Origin of the sequence: Arthrobacter sp. NPDC057013 (assembly GCF_042674585.1) — a bacterium.
Taxonomy (GTDB): domain Bacteria; phylum Actinomycetota; class Actinomycetes; order Actinomycetales; family Micrococcaceae; genus Arthrobacter.
This window is the reverse complement of record NZ_JBHUSE010000020.1, coordinates 19,142-44,671: the sequence shown is the minus strand read 5'-3', so window position 1 is coordinate 44,671 and position 25,530 is coordinate 19,142. Positions and strand designations below refer to the sequence as shown.

The window sequence follows — 25,530 nt, the reverse complement described above, 5'->3', positions numbered from 1 at the left end:
TAAGTCGCGCAGTCTTGACGTTACTTTAGATATCTTTGACAATAGTTTCCGTAGTCTCTTTGTGGTCGTGGTTGGCCCTGATCATTTGCCACCACAGCGGAGGCGCCGGACTCGCTGGGCGCCGGAACTTATTGGATCGTCTACGCAAAGCGGTGAAGACCATGCGAGTCGAAACCAGGGCAGATCAAGCCTGGCAAGATCATGAAATCAAGATTGACGTCGATGTTTCCCTGCGCAGGGCCCCGGAAGCCGCTGCAGCTGCGGTACCGGTGGATCAGATAATGGTCGCCGTTGAAAGCGTGCGCGGCTATGTCGTTTCGCACCTAGGCCGCATAGGCCGGGCCTTCGATGCGGACGACGTACTGCAAGACATTAGAGTCGCCGTGTGGGACGGAGTAGCTCGGGGTCGCTATCGCCAGCTCCCCGGCGTTCCGTTCGGCGCGTGGGTCCAGGGGATCTGCACGAACATGTGCGCCGCTCACATCCGCTGGGAGATGAGCCATAAGACCTACCCACTACTCGGTGATCCTGCGGCCTGCGACGGAACGGCGTCTCTGGACGCTGCCGTGCTCCTTGGAATGGACCGGGCGGGGGGCCGGAGTTGTGAGAAAATCGTCGACCAAGAGTGGGCACGAACGATTATTGAACTGACCCGGACTAGCGTGTCAGCGAAAGATTGGGAACTCGCCCTCGGCAGCATTGGTGGACCACGCCGATACGGTCCACCGTCGCCGCAAGATCGCCGACGGTGGCATGCGGCCACAGTCGTGCGCCAGACGGCCCGGACCGTTGAAAAGGCGCTCGAGGTTGAGCCGGAGGCGGTCTGCAACATCGGCCAGCTGTGCGAGCAGGCGGCAGCGTGCCTGCCCACAGTGGTGCTCCGCCGAACCGCTGCCGCGATTGTCCGCCCGGGGGTGCGTGGACCAGCACGAACCACGGCTTTGGCAGCACTGGCCGCGGAGCTTGGCGTGACTGAGCGCTATGTGGCAGTTCAGATCGGTTTCGCACGCCGGCTGTATCAGGCCGCCTGGAGGATTATCCGGGCTGGGATGCAAGGCGTTGACTGATCATGTCCCTGGTTAGTCGTCCTGCCATGAGTAGGTGAGGAGGCAGGAATGTGGTTATCGCGGATAAGCTCGCTCCCCGGATCCGGCAGGCGTCGATGGTGGTTCATCGTCATCGCCCTCCTGACGCTGGCCGCAGTCGTATTCGTTCTTTCACGTCCTGTGGAGGTGCCTGCAACCCAGCCTGCCTCGTCGTCGCCGACGGTGCCGGCATCCCTAGCGCCGACGAAACCCCTGCAGGCAGAAGCGCCGGCGACGGAGCCTTCCATCACGAGCAGCACAGTGCCGGCAAAACCCCGAACTGTCGACTATCGCAAGCTAGCCTCGGCAACCGCGAAGGCGATCTATACATGGGATACGCGGGCGGCATCATACTCTGAGGTCTACTCCAGGCTCCGCAGTTGGTGGAACGTGCTGCCGGACGGATCCAACCCACTTGCGGTCTTTGTGCAGGAGTTCGAAGCGACCGGGATCAATGCTGGAAGCTACGCCGCTTTGGCTGGGCAACACGCGCGCCGGAGCGCGGTCGTGCAGTATCTTCGCTGCGACGTCGAGCTGGCCAAGGTGCGGGAGCGGCCGGCGCCGTGGGCAGGACTGCACGTGTGCACCGTATCCCTGCGGGTCCTGGACCAGACGAGTTCTTCTCGCAATACGTACACAGCGCCGGTCAGCGTCATGATGAACTGTCCGCCCGCTGATACAGCACCCGTTGATCACTGCGTTGTGGTGGGCTTCTACGCTGCTGCGAGCAGGATCGTCTACTGATGCCGGCACCAGCCTTGCTTGCGTCCTTGGCCAAGCGCCGTGTGATTCTACGGGCGTTTGTGGCCGCAGCTACAGCCCTTGTTATGGTGGGTGCTTTTGCGTTTTCCGCGTGCGTGGCGGTATTTGGCATAGATGGTGTGAGTGCGGCGCCAGCTTGCAGGCCAGAAGGCCTGAGCGGCGGCTTGGCCACCGAAGATCCAGTCCCTGTGAACATCGTTCCTGGCAGTGAGGCGCCAGCCGGGCTGTCCGCCCGCCAAGCCGCCGTTGCACGGAAGTACATATCCGTCGGCACACAGTTGGGGGTGTCCCGAGATGGCCAAATCGTTGCGATCATGATGGCACTGCAGGAGTCGAGCCTTAGGGTCTTGGCCAACTCGAACGTTCCTGCATCGCTTCGCTTCCCGCATGACGGCGTTGGCAGCGACCACGATTCCCTTGGCACCGCCCAGCAACGTCCAGCGGCCGGCTGGGGGAGTGTCGAGCAGCTAATGGACCCGACATACAACGTCCGAGCGTTCTATGGCGGTCCGAATGGGCCGAATCACGGCAGCCCTCAAGGGTTGCTGGACATTCCGGGCTGGCAGTTTATGAGTAAAGGTCAGGCTGCACAGGCGGTCCAGGTTTCAGCGTTTCCTGAGCTGTATGCCCGGTGGGAGCGTCAAGCCTCCGCCATTGTCGACTGGCTCAGCGACGGTGTGGCCACAAGTAGCTGCGTCGAGGCGCCCGACGCCTCGACGCAGGCCCTACAGCACGCGCATCTCAGTCAGATCCGAAAGGACATACTGCGGTTCACTCAGGAAGGTCTCGGGGGCAAGTACGTTTGGGGCGGAACGGCGTTCAAAGCATGGGACTGCTCCGGCTACGTGCAATGGATCTACCGGCAGGCAGGAATCAATTTGCCGCGCGTCGAGCAGTGGAGGGTGGGCGTGAGGACTCGAGCTCCACAGCCGGGTGATTTGGTCGTCCAGAACGCGCAGGGGCCGAACAACTGGGGACACGTGGGCATTTACGCAGGCGACGGCAAAATGTACAGCGCCCTCAATCCCGCCGTGGGAACTCTGCTCCATCCAGTTTCCTGGAACACCGATACGGCATACTTCGATCTGCTGACGTGACTATGCTTCCGACATCCCGCGGTTAATGGGAACGCAGTTACTGTCAGTAGCCTGGGGTATCACCGTCGTACTGGGATGATCTGTTCCTAGACGAGACGTCAAATCAAGGACACACCACGTCTGCGGTCAGTAACGTCAGCACGGAAAATGTCAGGCCTGTTAGATAGCGTTGCTACATGCGCGCCATCGACCTTGAAGCAAGAGTTCTTACTGCCGTAGAGCAGATCCGGTCGGGGAAGTCCGTCGAACATGATTTCGTAGAGTGCAAACGCGATTGGCCGAAGGAAGAGAAGGTTCGCCAGCTGGCAGGAAGCCTTAATCGCGCTGGCGGCGATCCGGTTATCTACATCATCGGCATCGATGAAAGCTCCGGTGAGATCTTTGACGTGAGCGCTACGGAAGTTGCGGACTGGTGGAGCCAGATCATGCCTAAGTTTGATCAGACTCCGCCTGAAATGATTCGGCATCTGCCTATTCACGTGGGAGATGACGGGTCACAGGTAATAGCAGTCGCCTTCGCGTCGGATCGTGCTCCTTACGTAGTGAAAACCGGCCAACAGAGCCCCAACCTTGAGGTACCGATGCGCGAAGGTACCCGAACCAGGACTGCTCGTCGCGACGAGTTGCTTCGCCTTCTGATCCCGACGGTCAGAGTGCCACACGCTGTCGTCCTAGAAGCGGGACTAACTGTCGAAGATCACCTCGCGCTTCCCGGAGGCGTGAACCCTGTCACCGGAAGCGTCATTCGGGAGCGTGCGAGAGAGCTCTTCTCATTTGGGTCACTGCGTATTTACGTCGAGCACGACGGCAAAGATCTAGTGACCTTCCCGGCTTACAGCATGCGTGGCCGGGTAATTGCAGAGGGAGAAAGCTTTCCTCTCAAAGTACGACAAAGCAGAAAAGCAACCTCGCTCCAGGGCTCGCGAGACCTAACAGCAGTTGCTCCGAACTATGACGGAGTATCGATCAGTGGTCCTGGGGCTGTGTCCCTGGATGTCCAGGTTCAAATCGATCCTGATGACGCCCTTTGGTTTGAAACGGCTCAAACTGTCGCCTTCGAGATCGAGCTTGACGTGTTGCACGCTTTCAAACCGCTGAGAGTGGAGGCCTCCCTGAGGCGAAACGAGGATGCCACGGATACTTACAGCACCGGCAACAAGTATGAGCTATTGCTGGGACAGTGGAGCTTCAATCATCCCGGGCGGTGGGTTCATGCCTGATATTCACGGGCCCGCCGCTGACGGGGCCACTTTTGTTGAGTCATGGGACGACGAGCCGGCATGCACGTTCACCCATGATGCCGACTCCGCCATCAACGAACGCAGCCCAAGTACACTCCGCTGGAACTCATTCCTAGGCGCCTTCCCTGATGTGGGGAAGGAAATTGAAGACAGGGACATTCCCTCGCATGACTGATGAGCAACTCGATGAGCTGGTACGAGCCATCCAAGACAACGGTCCCAGTGTTACTGACTGGATTGGAGCTTTGGCCTCCCTCCTGACGTTCTTCATCGCTGCGGCCGCACTGTGGATTGCCAAGGGCCAACTGAAGGAAGCGGAGTCGGCGCGTGAACAAACAAAGAGGCTGGAGCGAGAAAAGTCCCAGCCATACGTTGTTGCGTTCCTGGAAGAGAACGCCGTAGGATCACACATCCTCGATCTCGTAGTGAAGAACTTTGGGCAGACGGCTGGTCGCCATATTCGCCTCACGTTCGAGCCGGCACTGAACCGTACGGACGACAACGGCGGCGTCGAGCTGGTTGAGATCCCTGAGGTTATCTCCTTCCTGGCTCCAGGGCAGGAGTGGCGCACGCTTTTTGACATTACCAACGTCCGGGCTGATAGGGATGACCTACCAACGACGTACAAGGGGGTGGTGGGGTACGAAGGCCTCGATGGGGAAGCACAGAGTAGCGATGTCATCATTGACCTGAACGTCTACAAGTCTCGTATCTACACCGAGATCCTGGGCGTCCACCATGCCGCCCGAGCTTTGCGTGACATCAGCAAGAACCAAAAGCAGTGGAGTGAAATTCAAGGCGGTCTCAAAGTATTCTCACGGGACGGTGATGCCAAGGACGCCAAGAAGCTTGAAGCAGCCCGGCAATGGAGAGCGCGGCGTGCGGCAGAAATCGCTAAAGAGAACAGCGTAGAGGGTCAGTAGAGGCTGGCATGCTTGACGCATCCTTTTGGAACGCCGTGGGGCTGTGGGCGACTGTTTTTGCTGGAGTGGCTGCCGCTGTTCCGTTTGCAGCAGCAGTACGCGCTTGGTGGGCCCGTAGCGGCGGCAGTCGTAGAGAGTTGAAGCGACGGTTGGCCAAGATGGCTATCGGTGTGACGGATGATCACCTACGGTCGCTCTTTGGTGTGCCGATCATGCAGAGTAGGTCGTACACCATAGAAAATGGTGTCCATTACATGTTCATGACTAATCACGCCTGGATAGTTGCTCTGGTTGATAACGGAGCAGTCCTCTCTTGGTCGATCACGGTGACTGATCGTAAGTTCAAAATGAAACTGCGTGACCTCACGTTTGGACTGGTAGACGGAACGCTAGGGCATTCAACCTTTGCGGACGCGGTGGAGCGTCCCAACGGTGTGTACGAAGAACAGGGCGCGGCCACCTATGCCTATGCTGAGAGCGCCTATTTTGGACGACCTTCGCTGTACCAAACTTTCGTCTTTATGCACAATCAGGAAGGCATTGGCGACTATAAACCAAGTGGCCAAAGCGTAGTAGCTTCGGGCCCGTTTGCGAGACATGCACTTCCGACAGGAGATGCCGAAAAATTAAGCGAAGTCCGTAAGGCCACGACTATCAATACATTTTATGGTTACGGTGCTGGCGTCCCCGATTTAGAGGGAGGAGCGGCAGCGTGGCCCGTCGTTAACAGGGACTTTGTTGCCCCTCTGCGTGGTGCTTCTGCTGAGCGCAAGAAGTGGCTCAAGAAGAGGACCAAACAGCGTCGCAAGCTGGCTCAGCGGTAAGGCGAGTAACGGCGGTCCGTAGACATCCTCTGTTGGTACTCCCCCTGAGCAGTCTGGATGACGACGACAAAGATAGCGTTCATCAGCGCGGGAACGGTCAGGATGTATTCTTTCCTTTACGCTCGGAGACCAAGGAGAACTACGTGGGGATCATTCGCAAGACGCTCAGTATCGGCCTTACGGGGGGACTCATTGGTTTCCGATCGAGGTCGGAAAAAGTAGCCCGAGACGTCAAAGTAACGGCCAAGAATTCCCAATACCAGACCGCGCTGCTCAAGCGTCAGAACTCGCTTACACAGCAGCAGACCGACCTTATCGCCAAAAACCACGAGGAAGGCTACAAGATAGCAGGAAGGGTGACCCCCACCCCTGCCTCAACAGAGCCTACCGATCCGGTAGATATTGCGCTCTTCACCAAGGCATCCGACATTGTGGTTCGCGACCAAGTGGTTTCGCGTCGAGTACTGCGCGAAGAGTTGGGGGTGAGTTATGCAACTGTAGAGCACCTGCTCACGCTCTTGGAACAGCAGGGATACGTCAGTGACCAAGGCCCCAATGGCGAGCGTGACGTGCTCTGGCCTAGGAAATGATGACGGACTTCACTGCTGAAGTAGAGCGACTAACAAAGGCGTGTCGCGCTATCTTCGGCGACCCATCTACTTGGATAACGGCTAACGGTTACCCTGACAGCCTGGCACTTTGCGTCATTGATTCTCTTTGGTCCACTGGTCCTAGGTATCAGGCCGTCGAGAATGTCGTTAGGCGCTACTCTTCACATCGTCAACTGAACGGTGGCGACGCCGCCCAAGATGGCACGTTTGAGCTCATGAATGTCATCAAAAAGGCTGGGGGCAGCAACGAGTTCGCCAAGTTGGTGGAAAACCACAACAAGGCTCATACACGTCCAGGGGCCCTTTTGAAGGCGGAAGTCGTTCATCAAGCTGCTATTGCCCTCCATGGAATGGGCATCAGAACCATGCAGGATTTGCGGGCACAGTACGAAGAAGACAGGCATCTACCTGAGCTAAAAAGAGTCTGGTTGCAGTTGCCCAGCCAAAAGTCAGGCGTTACGTTCAACTACCTACTTATTCTCGCTGGCTATCCGTCCGTGAAGCCGGACCGGATGGTTATCCGCTTCGTGAAGAAGCAGGCGGGCATTACTCGGGATGCAACACCGAGTCAGACCGCCGATATGATTATGGCAGGAGCCGAGTTGTATCCGGTGGCAGCTAATCGCCTGGATCACGTTATATGGCGCCAGGCCTCGGGTCGCAAGGTATTCCGGGATGAGAAGTAGGCTCTATCTCGGCGTGGTCTAGCTTACTTGTGCGCCGATAGACGAGCAATGGAAGTAGGAGCTCGTTTATTCTTCACCCGCAAAGAAACCGAACTACAATCGGTGGACTTTTTTACGAAGCTGACGAGATTGAATCCCTGCATCTCTACCGTGACTACATATTCGACCGGCCCGACTTACCGAGCACTTGAACTATTGCGAAGTCTTCGTTGGAACAGATCGTTACTGGCATGCCGGCTGAGGAGCCGTGAGCGTTGGCGGACACATAAGAATGGTCCGGCCCTACTAGTGGCGCGGGAGAAGGCGTGCTGTTCAATGTCCGGCGATCGTACCTATGACTATGGCGACGAACACCATGAACACACAGAAGGCCACAAGGAAGACCGCTGCGCCTATGCCATAGGCGATGCCTTGCTTGTCTTTACCCGATATCGATTTGCTTAGGTATGGCGCAATCCATCGACCGATCACCAGAAAAACTACGGTCCAGCCAAGGGCGACGACGGCGAAGCCAATAAGGAAGCCTCGTACATCCGGCTGCGTGATGTAGCCGGCTGCTCCTGCATAAAGCAGACCTATGATGACGACCAGGAGACCCGATGCCGTGCGGCTGGCGACGTCTTTCCAGAACTTCTCATCCCGCATCCATGCGCCAGGCCATTGCCACGGCTTGGACTTGTGCCGTTCTTCCACCTCTTCGCTCACCGGTTGAGACTACATCAGCAGGATGACATTCCTATTGACGCCCTGACGCGCGAGGATAATCTGCAAGGCAGAAATGTCAGAGCACGACCCTGCGGACAACCACGAACTGCAAAAGTGCATCGATGGCTTGTTTGATGAGTCTGATCAGGTGACGATCGCCATCCTTAGCAAGCACCGGGGCGAGATGCGCTGTGCACCGGGGTGTTCTCAGAGGAACAGTAGTGAGTGAGGGCAGCCGGCCTCCGCTCGATTAGGAACCTACCTACGCCTACATAAGGGATGTCCTCAGCGAGAAGAAGATAGACAGTTGGGCGGCTATCTTCGGTGAAACGGCGGAAGGATCACGACTTCACCAAGGGTGTCGTATACGCGGAGTGTGCATTCCGTGACCGGGAACTGAAGGGACTGATAGCGGCGATCAAAGAGATGGGTGCTGTGGCTTAGAGACCTCGATACAACGCGCAAAGGGACGGCTACCGAGAGCCGTCCCTTTCATAGCTTGCTACTACCCTTCCACTCTTCCGGCGTCACTCGCTTGATGTTTGAAGCCTGCGCCCAACCCAAGTGGTAGCCGCCAGATGAATCAAGCCACTCAATCAGTCCATAAGTGTGCGTCCAGGCAACCGCCTTACCGTAGATGCCGCTGACGTAGACCAAGGGGCGCCCGTACTTGGGGAAGTCTCGTACGGGCGCCGGGTCATCAATCGGACGGGTCTTGTCGGCATCCATCCGCGCCATCATGCGCTCGATGTCTTTCGGAGCTCCACCCTTGATCACACCATCAAGTATAGAACATACGTTCGAATGCGATGGTGCCCTAGTTATGGCGATAGGGACTGTAGTCATCTTGTTTCCCCCCGACATCTGGCGTGATAATCCACTGCGACACAGCGGACTCGCCCGGTTCTATCTGTCCCAGCGTCAGCAAAGATGGACGTGGAGGCTGTGACTGCCCTTGATGGCGATGCTATGCGGAGAATTATGGGTTTAGCTCGCGGACGACCATCAGGCACGAGCAGGAAGCGGCAGACCAGGTTGCTGAACTGATGGACAAGATCAAGATGGCGGCCCGCCTGATGTGCACGGGTATTCTCTTCCCTGCGTTATGGTGCAAGAGGCGTGGAATGTAAACCACTTTTCTTGCCGACACCGAAATATGAACGTCGGGTTTGGAAGCGTTGAAGTAACCCCGTGCAGGGCAGAGTCTGTCCCGCCGGCGCGCGGAGCCACCGACGCAGTCCGATTTCGGCAAGTGAAGCCTTGGTCGCTCGGTTCAGTTCACGGAAGGCATGTGCCTGGGCTGGGGGGCCAAGGCTGTGTCACGGCCGTGACTAGGTATTCGACAACTTCAGGCGCCGCTACGGCTCCAGCTGGTCCTTGTGCCGCCGTCGCTGTCGGCCCTCAACAGACTCAATTGCTCAGTAGACATGATCCGATTGGTCATGCTGCCTCGTCCCAACTTCTCCATGAACCTGTGAGCCAATCTGCTCATCCCATGGAAGTCGACAGACGGAGCGTGCAATGTTTCTCGCAGCGGTGGATCCAGGCATCACCCCAAACGCTGATTTTCCCTTCCTTGAGTCACTCAAACAGATCGGCGGCGGCATCCTGGTTGGAGCCTTCGTCGTCATCGCGATCGTGGCGATCATCGGAGCTGCCATGCTCCTCGCCGGCAAGCTGAGCCAGTCCTCCCGGTTGGCTTCAGGCGGCGGCATGATCCTGCTCTGGACTGGACCCGTAGCTGCCATTTTGGGCGGCATCAACGGCTACATCCTCTGGTCCCAGACGGCGTTCCCGCTCGGATTTTAGGCCCACTTGGTCATGCCGGTTGAATGTGATCTGAATGGATGGTGGCCGCCCGGCTGCGGTCTCGTCTCTCAGGCGAACGACGGCGTCCAGAGTTCCATTACGGCGTTCTTCGCCGACATTCTCGAGAACGTCGCTTCCTGGATCTGGTCGTTCATCACTGGTGCGTTCGGGGCCTGTGACATTGACGATTCCCAGTGGGACTCCGTCAAGGGGCTGACGAACTGGTGGGTCGTCGTCATGATGACACCGCTCGTCATTGCCATGATCCTCCAGTTGTTGTCCGGACTGATCAGCCAGCAGCCCCGCCGTCTGATCCGGGCCTTGGTTGGCGGTGCCGCGGCGGTTCCCATGGTGGCGGGCGCTGTTTACCTGGTCCGGGAGCTCGCGAAAGTCGGAGATTTGGCCGCAACCGCGCTCCTGGACTCCTTGGCTACCGACCCCTACGTCCTGTTCATGCGGCTCTTCGGCTTCGAGAAGGCTCCGGCAGACTTGGGCAGAGAGTGGAACGTTGTCTCATTGGCCCCCGGGACAAGTGGGGGCGCTGGGGGTGCCGTGGTCGTGACGGCGATGGCAGTCATCGTTGTCTGGATTCTGGCCTTCATCCTGATGTGTTCGATGATCTTTCGCTCCTTCGCTCTCATCCTGCTCGCGGCCGTCGCACCCGTGGCTCTCATGCTGATGCCCTGGGAGAAGACGCAATCGTGGGCGCGGCGGTGGGGCGAGATTGTGGTGGCGTTGCTGATTGCCAAGCCGCTCGCAGCGACGGTGCTAGCCGTGGCCATCAAGCTTTTTGCCGAATCAAAGTCTTTCGCCGGACTTGCCGCCGGCGTCGTTGGCATGGCTTTGGCCTGCGGCGCACCGCTAATGGCTCTGCGCCTCGTGAGTTTCGCTGGTGGCGAGTTGGCAGCTGCTGCGCAAACTGCTGGTGGCGGCCACGTCCTTTCCCGAAGCTCCGGTTTTGCTGCCCGGCAGATCAGCCGCCAAACAGGCGGTCGCTTCACCCTGGCTGCGTTGGCGAGCCGCTCCGCCGTAACCCGGCCGGTTCAGTCGAGCCGGCCGCAGTTTCCCACCCGGGCGCTGCCGCCAAGAGTGCCGCTGCCCCGACAACTGATGGGCGCTACGCCGTCCCGCACTTCCGGCGGGAACACCTCGGCTTTGATGCTCGACGGCGATACGTCGCCTCACGGTGCATCGTTTCCGCGAGCGCGAACCGGGGTTACTGAGCCGGGCTGGAGCCCGGAACCGTCCGGCAATGGAACGCCGGCTAGTGCCATAAGGGAATCTCGGCAGTCCCCGGCTTCGAAGGCCCCTGTCGCCGCCGCTGCCTCCCCAGAGGCGGCTGCGCCGCCTTCTCTCATCCGCCCCCAAACCACGGCCAAGCCTCCGATTGACAGTGATACCCATGTCTGAAAACTCTCGAACTCTTGAACCCGTCAAGTTCCCCCGGTACGAGCGCCGAGGCCTGTTCATGGGTCTGAAGTGGTACCAACTGCTCCTGCTCGCGGCCGGTGTTCTCGTGGGCAGTGTGGCTTCGGCAGTGCGTGGACCTGTTGGCCTCTTTACCTCCGGGCCGCTGTGGATGGTTCTGATACTTCTCGGATTACTGCAGTACTCGCGGATTCCCTACCCCGTGTGGATCAGCCATGCCGTGCTGTTCTTCTACAGGTTGGCCGCCAAACAGACCCGCTACCTGATGCGTCCGGAGCAGCCTGTCCTTGCTGGGCGACTGGCGCTTCCAGGCGGGTTGGGGAACCTGGAATTGCGCCGCGCTTCCCGCGGTGAGTCGTTCATTGTGGACTCCCGCGGCAAGGAGGCGATAGCCGTCCTGCGCTGCAGCACCAAGTCATTCGCACTCATGGACGGCGATGATAAAGCCTGGGCCGTGCAGGCATGGTCTCGGGTACAGGCAGGACTGGCCCAACGGGGCTGCGTCGCAAGGATCGCCGTCCAGGACTACACGGTCCCATATCCATCCACGGCCCTTCGGGACTTCTACGAAGGCACCGTCAGACGGCAAACCGATCACTCCGACGTACGCACCTGGGGCGAGCGCTCTTACGAGGATTTGATCGCTGCGGCTGGTTCCGCCATGAGTCATGAGCTATTGCTAACGATTGTTGTGGACACTGCCAAAGCCCGACGTCGGATACGGGAGGCAGGCGGGGGAGTCCTCGGCGTCGAACGGGTACTGCGGCTGGAAGTTGAGGCTATGACTACCGCCTTGGGAACACACAGCGTCAGCGTCGACCAGTGGCTGCCGGAGGCAGGCCTTCTCAACATCGTTCGAGCCGCCTTTGATCCAGCATCCGCAGCAACCATGGACAGGCAGCAAGCCGGCGCTCTAACGGAACCGGAGGGTCAGAGCGAGCCGGAGCCCACGGCTTCCAGTGTCCTCGCTGCGCCCATCGCGGTGGAGGAGCACTGGACTTATGTGCGGACGGACACCGGCTTTCACCAAACCTTCTGGATAGCCGAATGGCCGCGACAGAAAGTCTTTCCGGGCTTTCTCCACCCGCTTATCTACGTCGGTGAATTCCGCCATACGGTGACCGAAGTGATTCGGACTGTGCCGACAACCGAAGCACTCCGCGACATTCGTTCTGCCCAGGAAGCCCATGAGACCCGACGGCGGATCAACACGCGCTTCGACAGACCACTTACCCGCGAGCAGACGGCAGAGGAGGAAGAAGTCGCACAGCGCGAAGAAGAGATTGTGGCCGGCCACGGAGATGTGCGGCCAGCCGCGTACGTGACGATCACCGGATCGACGATGGAAGATCTCGCGCGGCACAGGCAAGAACTGGAGTCGGCCGCCGCGGGAGCCTTCGTTGAATTGCGGCTGCTCGCTGGCCAGCAGTGGGCAGCGTTCGTGGCGGGGGCGCTCCCGTTCGGGCGGGGTCTACGATGAAGCGCGCAACGCAGGCTGTTCAGTACATGCCATCGGGCGCGAAGCGGCAGAGGGAACGGCGGCCACGGGACACCAACGCAAGCCCGGCCTCCAAAGCTCTCATCCAGAGCTTCAGCGAGAAGCTTGGCGCCCGGCTGGACAGGACGGAGCCCGGCGGCGACTGGGGGAGCCGAGAACCGAAGTCCCTCCGCGGTCCACATCGCCTGCGCCCTGCTCCACACCGGGCATCCACCATGACTTTCGCAGCTGCCTACCCGTTTATCACCGAATCAGGACTCGGGCACGAGGGAACGTACATCGGTACAGACGTTTTCGGCTCGGGTGCGTTTTCCTACGATCCATGGATCCTCTACGACAAGGGGGTAATCAGTGGCCCCTCGATTGTCGTCATCGGCACGGTGGGGACGGGGAAGTCCATGTGCGGAAAGTCCTTGGTGGCCCGGTCCATAACCCTTGGTCGGAAAGCCGCCGTCGCCTCCGACCCCAAGGGCGAATGGGTTGCAGTCGCCAACGCGGTCGGCGGCAAGGTCATATCAGTCGGCCCGGGTCGGCCAGCCCGCGTAAATCCCCTCGACGCCGGCCCGCGGTCCAGCGCCCTGAGCGAGGCACAGTGGCAGGCTGTGGTCCGTCAACGCCGCCGCTACCTGCTGGTGGCTCTGGTCTCTCTGATGCGGCAGGGTATGCCGCTGCGGCCCGTGGAGCACACCGCCCTGGACATGGCGCTGACCGAGACCGTCGCCGAGAATTCGAATCCGACTTTGCCGATGGTGCTGGACCACCTGCTGAGTCCGTCCAAGGAAACCAGCGGGCTGGTTGGCAAGGACGGAGGCCTGGCAGTCGCTCACTCTCTCCGGCGGACCGTCTCCGGCGACTTAGAGGGAATGTTTGACGCTCCCTCCACCGTTGCCTTCGACGCCGACGCACCCATGATGGTGATGGACACTTCGGCACTTATCGGCGCTTCGGAGCAAGCACTGGCGCTCGCGGCCGCGTGCGGTGCCACATGGCTCGAGGCGGCCGTCACCAACCCCGACGGTGGGAAGCGCCTGGTGGTCTACGACGAAGGCTGGCGAATGCTGGCAGACCCCTACATGCTCGCCAAAATGAGTGAACAGTGGCGCCTGGCACGCACGTACGGCATTGCGAATCTGCTCATCATGCACAAGGTGGCTGACCTCAATGAAATCGGCGACAGCACCAGCGGTCACCGACAGAAAGCCCTCGGCCTGCTGACTGAAGCAGATACCAGGATCATCTACCGGCAAAAGCACGATGCCATGCGTTTGACCAAGGAAGCCCTTGGGCTGTCCGAGGCTGAATGCGAGCACGTCGAGAACCTCCCCAAGGGCGTTGGGCTCTGGAAGGTTGGTAACCGGTCCTTCATTGTGGCTAACCGGGTCACGACCGATGAGTTGAAAGTATTCGGCACCGACGCCCGGATGCTCTGAGGCCATCCCATGACTACCCGTCGAGGTACCGAAAACCCTCTCCTTACCGCCGGACTTGTTGCCGCGGCCGGCTACATCTGTCTCTGCTATCTGGTCCAGGGCGCTGCAAATCTTGCTACGACTTGGCGCTGCGGCAGCGTTCGGCCGTCGCCGTTCAACCCTGCCGCCGTCGTCGGGCTCTTTGCCGGCCGGATCGAGTGGATCATCCCTGAGCCGAGGCAGTGCGACGTCGGGACCGGAGCCATCTGGTGGATCGTTGGGCCAGTGCTTCTCACCTTGGCTGCGCTCGCCGTGGGGTCTGTTGTGCTGTGGCGGAGGTGGAAGCAATCAGGCGCTTGGCTGCGTCTGGACATCCTGAACCGCGAAGGAATCGCCCGCCGAGCAGAAATTCAGCAGGACTTCGGAAGCAGGGCTGTTCGACGACGGGGAAAGGTTACAAGGCCGGGACTGGCCAAACCACGGACTCAGGACGTGGCCTGGACGCTGGGCCGATCCCGCGGCGTCACGATCCATGTCTCCACCGAGGAGTCGATGGTCATCCAGGGAGCTCCCCGCTCAGGCAAGGGCCTCTACGTGATTATCAATGCAATCCTCGATGCGCCCGGGGCTGTGGTGACGACATCCACACGCGCGGACAATCTGGCTGTCACCATGAGGGCCCGTTCTACCGGCGGGCGGCCGGTTACTGTTTTCGACCCGCAAAGCATGTCGGGTCTGCCGTCAACCCTCCGCTGGTCGCCTGTCCGCGGATGCGAAAACCCTGACATAGCTACCCGCCGCGCCCTCGTCATCACCGCGGACACAGAGATGAAGGGCGAGAATGCCGCGTGGCAGAAGCGCTCGCTGATCATCCTGCAGTGCCTTCTGCATGCCGCCGCTTTGTCTGGGGAAGGAGTCCGGGCATTTCGCCGCTGGTCGTCCAGCCCGGTGCTGGCACGGGAAGCACTCGAAATCCTCAGCCGCAAGGAAGCAGCACTGGGCTGGCAGGCAGATTTGATGGGCATTCTCGAGGACGACCCGAGGAACACTTCCAACTCGTGGATCGGTGTCTCGGCCGCCGTCGCCCCGCTTTCCTCGCCGAAAGTGCTCGCCGCCCTGGATCCCCAGGACAAATCTGAGGAATTCGACCCCAAGGAGTTCATTCGGGACCGCGGCACTCTCTATCTGATCGGCACCCGGGCGGGAGCCGCAGCGGCGGGGCCATATCTTTCAGCCTTGATCGATGACATCGACAACGCTGCCCGCGAGATGGCGTTCGTTGCCCCGGGAGGGAGGCTGGACCCGCCTTTGTCCCTAATTCTGGATGAGATCGCCAACCTGGCTCCGTGGCCTGGGCTGCCCATCGTTCTTTCTGATGGCGGTGGCATCGGAATCTCCACTCTTGTTGTCCTGCAGTCGCTCTCCCAGGCACGGACCGGCTGGTCCGTCGATGAGGCGGCCACTATCTGGGACTCCGCCATCATCAAGGTGATTTTCGGAGGGGGCTCCGACGAACGTGACCTGCGGTCCCTCGCTGGACTGCTGGGGGAGCGGAGCATCACTCTCAACACCCGATCCTGGTCCGCGCAGGGGCGTCAGGACGGAGAACAAATCCGAGAAAGCCCGGTCCTGCCGCTCCATGAGATCCGTCGCCTACCGGCAGGCACGGCGCTCATGCTCGGCCGACGAAGCCGCCCGATCCTCTTGGATCTGAGGGAATGGCATAAGCGCAAGGACGCCGCAGAGCTTGGTCGCTCCAAACGGGAGGTCGAACAGGCGCTGGCGGACGGTCATATTTTGCGACAGCAAGGTGCTGGTGAGGTGAACGATGATCAGTAGTGACGACGTCGAACGCTTTGAGATTCCGTCAGCCGGAGCGGAAGACGACGAGCTGACCGCGGAGCTCTTCCGCTCTGCGTTCCGCCCACCTAGCCGGGCAGCCGGCGTAACCTATCGCTGGCGTGAGTTGACCCCTGAGCAAGCCCGAAGCGTGTGGACCGCTCTGGCGGTCTGGGTGCGATGGCTCGTAGCCACCTATCACCTGACGACGTCGGTAGTACCGGACTGCTGGTGGCGACACTCCGAGATCGTGGCCGAACTCTATGCACTCCATCGGGCGGAACTGGCCTCATACGCCAGTGACGATTCTGGTTTCGGACCCCTGGCCTTTCACGAAAGGCTGCCCCACGCCGTCGAACGTCTGCGGACTCATACCAGGACTGCCGGTTGTGTCGGGCTGCAGGCTCATAAGGACCCGGCGCCGAGAATCCTCCTGACGGACACGCCGGAGTTTATCGAGTGGCAGGCGGCCGCCCACCAGCTCGTCGACGAGTTCTGAAGTCATGCTGCTGGCGCAGCCGAGGACATGAATTGGTATCCGCAAAGAGGTTCCGGCGGATTCCCAAGGAGCAAGGAAGGCGGCTGTCGTGGCCCCTAGACCTGAAGACGCATGGAGCGCCATTGCCGCCGATGTCGCGCACGGCACCGATGAGGCCGGCACTACGCGTATGACACCGGAAGAGCGCATCTCCACTTTGACCGAGGGGCTCCACAGGATCCTGGAGAAAGCTGTGGAGTCCCCTTCGCACTGGCAGGTTCTCCTTAACGCCTCGTCAACTTTGTGGCGATACTCGGGCGGCAACGTCGCACTGCTCATGATGCAGATGGCCCAGCGCGGCACCGAAGAACCCACCCTTGTTGCTGGGTACAAGGAGTGGGCCCGCCACGGCCGTATGGTGACGAGAGGCGAGCACGCACTCTGGGTGATCGCTCCATGCACGGCGCGAGTGCAGCAGGTGACGCTTCCCGACGGTACGCGGCAGCGCATCCCTACGGACGGGCAGCTGCCACGCGGAGCCATCGACGAAGGAAAGAAGACGGTCATCACTGGTTGGCGCGGCCAGGCAGTCTTCGATGTGTCGCAGACGCAGGGCACTCCGCTGCTGGTGCCGCGGGGTCTCGGCTCCGGGGCTGATGCCGCTGAACTATGGAGTTCTCTGGAAGCTGTGGCGAGAAGTCATGGATTCAAGGTCGACGTCACGGAAGCGCAGTATGGGCTGACCAGTGGCTTCACGGATTTCGCCGAACACCGGGTACAGGTTGGTGCTTGGCTAAGCTCTGAGGAGCGGACAGCGGTCCTCGCACATGAGCTCGGGCACGTGCTGCTTCATGGGCCCGATGACAGGCTGGGACGCCTCTACGGGAGCAGTGCCGACCACCGTGGACTGGCCGAGGTTGAAGCCGAATCAGTGGCGTACACGGTGCTGAAGGCCCATGGAATCGACCGAGGCCCCCAATCGGCGACCTACCTGGCTGGCTGGGCTGATGCCGTCCTCGACGCGGAGAAGGATGCGGTGTCTCAAGAGGCGACCAGCAAGCTTCCTGGATCCCGTGCGGACATCGCGAAGTCGGTACTGGGCCGAGTAACTGCCGCCAGCAAGGGAATTCTCGAAATCACGCACCCGCCGGGATTCGGCGGCAAGATCACGGCCGTCGAGGCGGACCCTCGGCTAGACCCGACGGCGACTTACGTCGGGATGGGTCGGCCGGCGTCGACCGACGGGCCGGTGATGGCTGGGCCCTGACGTCGACTGCGTTTATCTGTCCGGCGGGAGAGTCCTGCTGGTTCCTGAAAGGAGAAGTAAATGGGCACCAAGATCCCAATCAATATCGCGGGCAACCTCGTTGCCGACCCTGAGCTCACCGTTGGTGAAAGCGGGGTGGCGCACGCCAAACTGAGGGTCGCTGTCAATCAGCGAATCCAGGGGGCGGACGGCACATGGCAGGACGGAGAGCCCGTCTTCCACAACGTCTCGGCCTTTCGAACGCTGGCGGAGAATGCAGCGACTTCGCTGAAGAAGGGTGACCCGGTCACCGTCGCCGGTGAGTTGGAGTTCCGTTCGTACGAGAAGGACGGCGAACGCCGCGAGGCTCGCCGTATCGTCGCCGATACCATCGGACCAGATCTGCGATTCGGCACCGCGGCGTACCAGCGTACGTCGCATGCGGCGGGCGTGGTGGCCTCTCCGGAAGTTCAAACTGGTGTCGAGGCGGCAGCTGTCGAATCTGTGGCGCCAGCGTACAACGTCTCGTTGAAGCCTCCGGTGTTTCTGCCTCATAAAAGCCAAGCGGCAGGGAATCAGATCAGTTTCTAGGCAGGTGGCCGAGGTCCCCTTAGCTCTCGGTGGTGTTTTCCCGGATCGGGACGGACATCGCGGGGAGGTCGAGGAAAGCGCTTAAACCGCCCCGTAGATACGTGTGATCGTTGGACGAATGAATCGGCGGGCAGCCCAACTGCCTGCCGATTCAGCTTTTGCGCAAAGACATTAGCTTGCAGCGCTGCAACAAAGGGCGTGATGCCAGACCAAGAAGACCTGTCGAATCGAGCCCGGCCGGAGGGTCCGCAAAGGCGCTTCGTTTGTTACCCAAGTTCGGCTTCGATGTCCGTAAGAAGCTGAACCATCTCCCAGTCCAAGTTTTCAGAGGTCACGGCAGCAGCGAGCTTCCGTGCAGTCAACACTGGAAACTTTGTGACCGGAGAACGCCGATTCCAAGCCGTGATTAGATCCTTCGGCGGTAGCATGCTTAGACGTTGATCCAAGTTGGTCTCCCACAGGGTTCGGAAATCCCGAAGTGCCGTCGTTATCTTTGTTGATTCGTCGTGATGTGTCGGAAGGGTCTTGGCAACACTTGATGAATACTGCCCAAACACATCATCAAAAAAGCCCGCGGTGATTGCTTCCAACTCGTCAGTAACGGCGGCTAGGCCCAGCTTGGTTAGGGCAGAAATTAACCGTGGGGCGATGAGGTAACTCTCCAACTCCTTCTTACGCCAAACGTGTGCTTTGACGCCAGATGCGAGGAGATCGCTTTCGATCTTCTCGCATTCAGCGCGCTGACGGTAGTCTCTATCGAGGATCAAGCGAATATTTATGTTGCCACCCATATAGTGGGAGGAAAGCCAGGCAAAGGACTCAACGCTCGGCCACCGACTGAAGCCGCCGATGGGAATGATGGCCAGGGTACGCTCCATTGCCAGTCCGGTACACCCGAGGCGCTCGGCGATGACTCGAAGTATCTTCATGTCCAGGCCCTCGACGAAGAGAGCATTTCTTGCCTTGAGAGCCCGAGCCATTGAAAGGTTGAAGGAACTACCCAATCCATCGGCAATCACCCCCAACCCATTTTGGCTCGATGTGCGGACCGCAGCTGCTGCCGTGCGCTCGATCCAAACGAGTGATGACGGCTGAGCCTCAGAAGCCACTTCCGCTGCATGGGACGACATGATCACCTGCTGGTTGGTCTCCTCAACTACACGGACCAATCGACGTTGCAAATCAGGGTGAAGAAATACGTCAGGCTCATCTAGAAGTATGGATGCGCACTTCCGGCTGCGCCACAGGTGAAAGAGCAGTTGAAGCCAGATCTGAATGCCATCACCAGCCCAAAAAATTTCTTTTTCCGTGCGACTGACGCCGTCCATGTAGAAGACGTCGAGCCAGTCTTCTCCGTCCACGCGGCGTGCCATGAGCTCCAATGAAGTGATCTCGGGAGTGTTTGTTAGCAGGAACGTAATCAGTTCACGATGCTCGGCAAGATCGTTAGCCTGTGACGCGACGAGGTGATTCCTGAAGTGGCGGCTGGACAGGCGCGTCTCCAGGTGTCCCTTCAGGTGGAACGTGGTCAATCGTTTTTCATTACGTTCCAGGGGTGTCAAAGTTGGGACAATACCAATTGTTGGTACCAAGGCCTTGGCTGCGGCGGCTGTCTGCACGTGGCTGCCTTTATGGTCGAGCCAGAAGAACGGCGGGTCGTCTTCAGGCCAAACAATTCTAAGAACAGCGCCAGACGTATAACGTAACTCGAGTCTGGATTCGCTATCATCGCTAAACTCATGCCGTACGTTCTCCAGGTTAAACGAGTCGGTTTTAATTTTCCCCAGAAAGTAGCCGGCCACCGTCCTTCCATCAATTGAGAAGTACTCCTGTGGGCGATTTCTCGTAGCAAATCGTGCTGCCTCATTGCAAAGCCTTATTGCGGCAATGAGGGTGCTTTTTCCGGCATTATTGGGGCCGAGAAGTAGCGCGCTTCCCGAAAAGGAGACGGTATAGGACTTGAAACCCTTGAACATTTTGAGTCGTAAGGACTTAATCATTTTTGATCTTTCATAGGACATCTATTTCTCACAGGAACTGAAGGGCAGACGAGAACGGAGGCGACCAAGGTTTAGCGCCTCGGCAGTAACGACCCGCGAATCCTAATAGGTGTGGATCCGTTCAATACGAATTTGGCTGGTTCATCAGTACCCGCAGATTGTAGACGACATTCCAAGCCATGTGGGCCTTGTCGTTGCTGGCCAGCGTTTCCACTTTCCCCTAACTGCGGGCACTGGAGCGCTCCCACTTTGGCCGATCTGCTCACCTGCTGCCGCAGGGATGGTCCCCAATGCCGTGCAGAGTTGATCTGTCATGCACGTACTTTCGAGAATTGTATGCGCGTGGCAGTGACATTTTCGGGAGGCTGCGCAGGGCGTCAGCAAAGGACGTAACGGTTCATTCTTGGCCGGATCCGGTTGGTCTGCTACGGCCGAGCCGGGCGACATAGCCTGCTGGGCACAAACGAGTGGTAGGCCTAAGCCCGACCAGCTGCCGGAGCCCATGAAAAGTATTCAGCAGAATGGATGAAGTATACGGGCGGCCAAGGGGCGCCTGGCATAACTTGAGCCGGATCTGGAGCGATTAGTAGAACTGTTCCCGGCCAAATCGGTTCTGGCAGAGCTTCGACCCATGCTCGCTGAACGTGGTCAAAGCGGTTCCACTTGATGATGATCCAAGATCCTGTGGGCTCAAGGGCATCGACGCTCAGCACGGTGACCTCCGCCGTCGTGCCGTGTAGACGCTTCGCCGCATCGAAGTTCTTCCACCTCTCCCTTGCTGCCGCCGTCCAAGTGCGCCTCCGACGTACCCGGGCCAGCCAGATCGCACCAACCATGGGCGCAGCGAGAAGGAATGCAATAGCCGCCATCATTGATGGCCATTGAGACGGCCACGTCGCGCCGGTAGATGCTAGAAAAGCGGCGGCACAGATCACCGTCACCACGCTGATGAGGATCAGCGCAGGTGTTGCAAGCTTGGGCTTCAGGACTGGGTTTACATCCACTGGTTATCCCCGCGCCCAGTTTAGAGCTGCCAGCCGACATTGATAAGGCTGTCTGCTTGAGTAACCGGTTCTCCAACCCAGACGTGCCCCGGAGGCTGTTCGGTAAGCGGGAGAGCCAGCTGGCCGATGAGCCGGTCAATGCCCGCGCGTTGCTCCCCTTGCTCCCACTCGTACGCTGCCGGGACGGGTCCCAAAGGAAGCGGTGAATCTTCAATGCCCCATCTATCCCTGAAAATCGCGACTCGGCGTACGACGTCGTGTGCGCCATCTGACCGAACGTCCGGGGCCAAACTCTCCACAAGGTTCCGTTTCCATACCGCATCATGAGTGAGGGCGTCTGTGATGATGTGATCCATCCTTTGTTGCGTCCGTTCCTGGACTTGGCTGATCAGGTTAGTCAGGTCAGGGCGTGCGGAGTGCACTGGGGCTAGCGGATCTTCTGCAACTGCGGGCATCTCAGTCAGGAAGCGCCGGAGCCGGGAATGGACCACGGCTGCCACGTCTTTGGCCGATTCGCTGGTTCCCAGGGCGGCCTTCACCACGCGCTGGGCGCTTGGACGGCTGACTTGAACAGAGCGGCGCCAGGCCACAACAGTCGCGCCCCAGGATGGAGACTGCTGCAGCTCACCCGCTGAGCCGGGGGAGTAGGCCTCGAGGAATGCGGACAGGTCCTCGGCGGCGGCGATTTGCGCGAAATAGTCGAACTCAGCACTGAGGCGCTGCAAGCTATCCGCTTTCGTCCTTTCCGCGTCGCGGACTTCGTGGGCCGTCCGTTCAGCGCCCTCGGCAGCAAGGGCTTCGCCTAGGATCTGCTGCCATGTGGCTTGCAGGGCGGGATCCAGAGGTTCGTCCTCCAGCGGATCGCTCTCGCTGACATAGGCATGGTTTCCCACGCGTCCACGGGTCATGCTCACATACAGCAGCTCGCGTGTGAGACGACCCTGCGTCACGACGGTATGTCCTGTGTCCACGGTCAGGCCCTGCGAACGGTGGGCAGTTGTCGCATATCCGAGCTCAACTGAACTTTCGACGTAGTCGCGAGTCAAGGATATGGTTGCGCCGGTGTCCCGACGTACCGCGGTGAGGGAACCTTTGCGCCTGTCTGCGCGGACGACGTTGAGCATGGTTCCATTTCGGATGAAATCTCCGTTGCTGTCCATGATTGTGCGGTCATTCTGGCGGGCGATTATTGCGTCACCGCGGCCTGCACGAGACCCGTCGCTGATCGGCACGGCTTGCCCGGCATCTACGTCACCTTGGATAACCCGGTCAGCCTGAGCGCGCTGATTGAGCATGCTCACCGTGTCATTCTCGGCTGCAATGAGAATGGACGACTTGCCAGCTTTGATATCCGCCTGCCAATTGAGATAGGCCTGATCAACCATGTCCAGGTACGAACCGTGCCGAAGGCGACCGTGACGGTTGTACTCAGCAACGGCGGAAAAATCTCCCGACCGGAGCATCAGCGATGCACCTTGCTCCCAGGCCTGCTCGAACCGCCAAATAGTTGTCAGCCGGGACGTCTTGCCTTGACGGTCCAGCCAGCCAAGGATGCCGCCGGCATCAATGGCGTCCAGTTGTCCCGGGTCGCCCACCAGCAGGACCTTCGCCCCGGCGTCTCGCGCCTGCTGTACCAAGGCGGCCAGCTGAAGAGTGGACACCATTGAGGCCTCGTCGACGACGATCAGCTGGTTCCGATGAAAACGCCACCTGTCCTGTTCGGCAGCGAGCCATGCGGCCTTCTGTGCCAGCCGGACGGTGTGTGGGTTCCTGTCGCCCTGGCGACGAGTAAGACGCTGCTCCACATCGAAGAACTGGGCCGCCCGGTTACCGGCTCCCTGGCCAGCGGACTCGTAGAGCCATTTGGCGACATTCTCAGTGGTCATTGCAAGCTCTCGCCCCAGAACCGCGGCGCTTGCTGCTGCCGGTGCCAGGCCAACCACGGTACCGGTGCCGAATCCTGCTTCCCAAGCTGCCTTGACCGCACCGAGTGTGGTGGTCTTGCCCGTACCGGCGGGACCTACGATGGCATCGAGCTGGTTGCCGCTGAGCAAGACAGTGGCTGCAGCCGCGCGTTGATCGGAGTGCAATTGCAGACGGCCTTGGTGCTTGTAAATGGAGAGCGATTCCATGGTGACGTCCGCGCACACGGCCGGACCGCCGTCGTCGTTCCTTGCATCCATAACAGCATCCTCGGCGGCAAGAGTCCCGGCATCCGTGAATAGGCGGGAGCCTCGGAAATCGAAGACCGAATGTCCCGCGAAATGAAGGTCAGAATGCGCATTGACCGGGACGGTGTAACGGCGCTCGTTGAGCGCCACGGACTGGTTTTCCGCGGCCGTGGCCACGGCATCGATCATGGCCTTACGATCCTCCCCTGTCTTGCAGCGAATTTCGGCGCAGACACGTTCGGCTTCCGCGAGGAGGTTCCACCGGTTCCAGGTGGCGCGCTTCATGGCCACACGCTCCCGTGCCAGTGAGCCGACGGCGTCGATCCAGGACGGTGCGAAGTCACGAGCGCAGAATGGGGTTCTGTGGGAGCGCCGAACGGTTGCGGCGAGAACATGGCTCGGGCTGAAGCCCTTGCTGATTGCCCGTTTCTGCCAATGAGCTGAGAGTTCGTGGAGCGGCGCGACCGTTTCCGATTTGGCTGTACGGGTTGAAAGGGTGGCCTGCTGTCGGAGCTTGATGACGGTTGTCGCGGATGGGGGAGTGCCGTGGCTGGCAGTCCATTTGGCAACGAGCCGGTCGGTTTCGAGATCGATAAGGCGGGAGCGGTTGGAGAACTCGCGAATCAGCACATCGTCGACGCCGGTAAGTTGCTGGCTGGGATTGTTTGTGTTCGCGGCGGGCTTGCGGAAGTCGGTCTCGGTGCCGAGGTTTCGGCTGAGGGCGTCGAAGAGGAGGCCGTTGTAGTGCTCGCTGGCCGCGACTGCCGCCTTGTAGAGCGTTCGAGAGTCCAACGTGACCCAGGCGCTGTCCGTGATGCGCTGGATCCGGTTGGCGATGACCACGTGAGTGTGCAGCTGAGGATCCCCGGCACGTGACTCCCAGTGGTCGAAGGCGGCGGCGATCGCCCCGCGGGTGCCGATGTGGGCGACGCCGTTGCGGCCGGCCCTTGTGTGTATGACTGACGCTTCTAGCCACTGCAGGGTGGCGTTGACGGCTTGGTGGTGGGTCTGGAGGATTTGGTCCTGGACGCTCCGTGGGCTGAGCGCCCAAAGGACCGAGACGGATTTGGGCACGCTGAACGTCAGGTCGAATCCGACGACGGCGTGGCGCGTTTCGGTTCGTCCCCCGCCCTTTTGGACGAGCGTCGGCTGGCCGTGAGGTCGGCCGAGGGGGGTGCCGGTGTCTGGATGAGCGGCATGGTCGAAGATGGCTTTGGCGTCAATTTCCGAGACGACGTCCCCAGTAGACCGACCTATTCCTTGCATGCCGGAGCCTATCCAGCGTCCAGGCGGTGTTCCCGACTTCATGTAGTAATTAGTGGCATCCGCCGGAGCGACCTTTACGTCGTCCATCATTGTGGTCTTGAACAGGTACTTCAGGCCGGACTGGGCCGAAAGTCGGGCGATGGACATAGTCATCGCTGGTGTCCCCGGTTGGCGGCGCTGCTCCATCCCCTGCGGCGGAACAAGTCCTTGGACTTGGGGTCGAGTTCGACGCCGGAAGCACGACTGAGAGCCAGTAGCTTGCCGGCCAGGTGAACGAAGTCGTGGGCGTCCTTTTTCTGAATGGCCCGGAGCCTGTCTAGCTCTCGGCGAAGATTATGGGCGCTGGCCCGTTGTTCCGCGACCTCGGCTTCGAGGCGATCGATGTCTACGGCTTGAAGTCGGAGTTGGGCGTGGAGCGAATCCACGACTCTGCCGTTGGGCACTCGGACGCGAGTCAGTCCCGCTGTTGCTCGGTCACGTCGCGTTGGCGTGGCGGGTTTGGAGCCGTCTGGTGATGCCGCGGAGGGCATCGGTGTTGACCCCGAGAGGCGCTGCCGACGTCGACGATCGCGCTGTCTGTTAGCGCAGCGAGTAGAGCAATAGAGCTGAGAAGAGCGGCTCGGTTCGAAGCCCTCCCGGCAGTCAGCACAAAATCTCTTGCCCACGTTGATTCATCGGCGGCGAGTTGCCTCGCGACATGACCAGCCGTGAGCCGGCCTCACGGCCACCGCCTTGGATGCCAGAGGTGTGAGGCAGTCGAGTCGCTGGCAAACAGACACGGCTGGTAGCCGGCGATGAATTACGACCGCGTTCGGGTCTCTGGGGACCCCTGCGGTGAAGAAATTGGCTTCGGCGGA

The 25,530-nt window shown here is 60.0% G+C and carries 20 protein-coding genes; 16 read left to right on the top strand and 4 right to left on the bottom strand.

Annotated features, from left to right (window positions below; genetic code table 11):
- The first annotated feature begins 152 nt into the window (after positions 1-152).
- From ACFTSA_RS19900 to ACFTSA_RS19865, 8 genes are all read left to right on the top strand, one after another.
- Positions 153-1,067 (top strand): RNA polymerase sigma factor, encoded by a 915-nt coding sequence (locus tag ACFTSA_RS19900; RefSeq protein WP_377953499.1) that lies wholly within the window; start codon positions 153-155, stop codon positions 1,065-1,067.
- 525 nt (positions 1,068-1,592) lie between these two features.
- On the top strand, positions 1,593-1,829 hold the full coding sequence (locus ACFTSA_RS19895) for a hypothetical protein (protein WP_377953498.1): 237 nt from the start codon (positions 1,593-1,595) through the stop codon (positions 1,827-1,829).
- A 332-nt stretch (positions 1,830-2,161) separates the two neighbouring features.
- Positions 2,162-2,944: a C40 family peptidase gene (locus tag ACFTSA_RS19890; protein WP_377953497.1), complete on the top strand. Its 783-nt coding sequence runs from the start codon at positions 2,162-2,164 to the stop codon at positions 2,942-2,944.
- 176 nt (positions 2,945-3,120) lie between these two features.
- A complete protein-coding gene (locus ACFTSA_RS19885; RefSeq protein WP_377953496.1) occupies positions 3,121-4,164 on the top strand; it encodes a hypothetical protein in 1,044 nt (347 codons plus the stop codon).
- A 188-nt stretch (positions 4,165-4,352) separates the two neighbouring features.
- Entirely contained in the window at positions 4,353-5,108 is a 756-nt protein-coding gene (locus tag ACFTSA_RS19880; protein WP_377953495.1) for a hypothetical protein, read from the top strand.
- A gap of 8 nt (positions 5,109-5,116) precedes the next feature.
- Positions 5,117-5,932 (top strand): ETEC_3214 domain-containing protein, encoded by an 816-nt coding sequence (locus ACFTSA_RS19875; RefSeq protein WP_377953494.1) that lies wholly within the window; start codon positions 5,117-5,119, stop codon positions 5,930-5,932.
- 32 nt (positions 5,933-5,964) lie between these two features.
- Positions 5,965-6,522, top strand: a complete 558-nt coding sequence (locus ACFTSA_RS19870) for a hypothetical protein (protein WP_377953493.1) — start codon at positions 5,965-5,967, stop codon at positions 6,520-6,522.
- The gene (locus tag ACFTSA_RS19865) at positions 6,522-7,229 is read left to right on the top strand and encodes a hypothetical protein (RefSeq protein WP_377953491.1); all 708 of its coding nucleotides are present in this window, start codon (positions 6,522-6,524) and stop codon (positions 7,227-7,229) included. Before ACFTSA_RS19870 ends, ACFTSA_RS19865 begins: the two co-directional genes overlap by 1 nt.
- A gap of 312 nt (positions 7,230-7,541) precedes the next feature.
- On the opposite strand, the gene ACFTSA_RS19860 is transcribed toward ACFTSA_RS19865, so the two are convergent.
- Both ACFTSA_RS19860 and ACFTSA_RS19855 read right to left on the bottom strand, forming a co-directional pair.
- Positions 7,542-7,934 (bottom strand): hypothetical protein, encoded by a 393-nt coding sequence (locus ACFTSA_RS19860; protein WP_377953490.1) that lies wholly within the window; start codon positions 7,932-7,934, stop codon positions 7,542-7,544.
- 492 nt (positions 7,935-8,426) lie between these two features.
- Positions 8,427-8,711, bottom strand: coding sequence for a hypothetical protein (locus tag ACFTSA_RS19855; RefSeq protein ID WP_377953489.1), 285 nt, complete (start codon positions 8,709-8,711; stop codon positions 8,427-8,429).
- A 744-nt stretch (positions 8,712-9,455) separates the two neighbouring features.
- On the opposite strand from ACFTSA_RS19855, the gene ACFTSA_RS19850 reads away from it, so the two are divergent.
- The 8 genes from ACFTSA_RS19850 (at position 9,456) to ACFTSA_RS19815 (ending at position 18,232) form a co-directional block, all read left to right on the top strand.
- Entirely contained in the window at positions 9,456-9,743 is a 288-nt protein-coding gene (locus ACFTSA_RS19850; RefSeq protein WP_056345693.1) for a hypothetical protein, read from the top strand.
- A 6-nt stretch (positions 9,744-9,749) separates the two neighbouring features.
- Positions 9,750-11,153, top strand: a complete 1,404-nt coding sequence (locus ACFTSA_RS19845) for a hypothetical protein (RefSeq protein WP_377953488.1) — start codon at positions 9,750-9,752, stop codon at positions 11,151-11,153.
- On the top strand, positions 11,146-12,651 hold the full coding sequence (locus tag ACFTSA_RS19840) for an SCO6880 family protein (protein ID WP_377953487.1): 1,506 nt from the start codon (positions 11,146-11,148) through the stop codon (positions 12,649-12,651). The genes ACFTSA_RS19845 and ACFTSA_RS19840 overlap by 8 nt, the downstream gene beginning before the upstream one ends.
- A gap of 233 nt (positions 12,652-12,884) precedes the next feature.
- On the top strand, positions 12,885-14,099 hold the full coding sequence (locus tag ACFTSA_RS19835; RefSeq protein ID WP_377953485.1) for an ATP-binding protein: 1,215 nt from the start codon (positions 12,885-12,887) through the stop codon (positions 14,097-14,099).
- 9 nt (positions 14,100-14,108) lie between these two features.
- Positions 14,109-15,917 carry a TraM recognition domain-containing protein gene (locus ACFTSA_RS19830; RefSeq protein WP_377953483.1) on the top strand — a complete coding sequence of 603 codons (1,809 nt, stop codon included), beginning with the start codon at positions 14,109-14,111 and terminating at the stop codon, positions 15,915-15,917.
- On the top strand, positions 15,907-16,416 hold the full coding sequence (locus ACFTSA_RS19825; RefSeq protein WP_377953481.1) for a hypothetical protein: 510 nt from the start codon (positions 15,907-15,909) through the stop codon (positions 16,414-16,416). The genes ACFTSA_RS19830 and ACFTSA_RS19825 overlap by 11 nt, the downstream gene beginning before the upstream one ends.
- 88 nt (positions 16,417-16,504) lie before the next feature.
- Positions 16,505-17,662: an ArdC-like ssDNA-binding domain-containing protein gene (locus ACFTSA_RS19820; RefSeq protein ID WP_377953480.1), complete on the top strand. Its 1,158-nt coding sequence runs from the start codon at positions 16,505-16,507 to the stop codon at positions 17,660-17,662.
- A 60-nt stretch (positions 17,663-17,722) separates the two neighbouring features.
- The gene (locus tag ACFTSA_RS19815) at positions 17,723-18,232 is read left to right on the top strand and encodes a single-stranded DNA-binding protein (RefSeq protein WP_377953478.1); all 510 of its coding nucleotides are present in this window, start codon (positions 17,723-17,725) and stop codon (positions 18,230-18,232) included.
- A 266-nt stretch (positions 18,233-18,498) separates the two neighbouring features.
- Here ACFTSA_RS19815 and ACFTSA_RS19810 read toward each other — a convergent pair whose 3' ends face one another.
- Together ACFTSA_RS19810 and mobF are read right to left on the bottom strand one after the other, a co-directional pair.
- On the bottom strand, positions 18,499-20,232 hold the full coding sequence (locus ACFTSA_RS19810; RefSeq protein WP_377953477.1) for an ATP-dependent endonuclease: 1,734 nt from the start codon (positions 20,230-20,232) through the stop codon (positions 18,499-18,501).
- 1,024 nt (positions 20,233-21,256) lie between these two features.
- Positions 21,257-24,826, bottom strand: coding sequence for a MobF family relaxase (gene mobF / locus ACFTSA_RS19805; RefSeq protein WP_377953476.1), 3,570 nt, complete (start codon positions 24,824-24,826; stop codon positions 21,257-21,259).
- Positions 24,827-25,530: the final 704 nt, after the last annotated feature.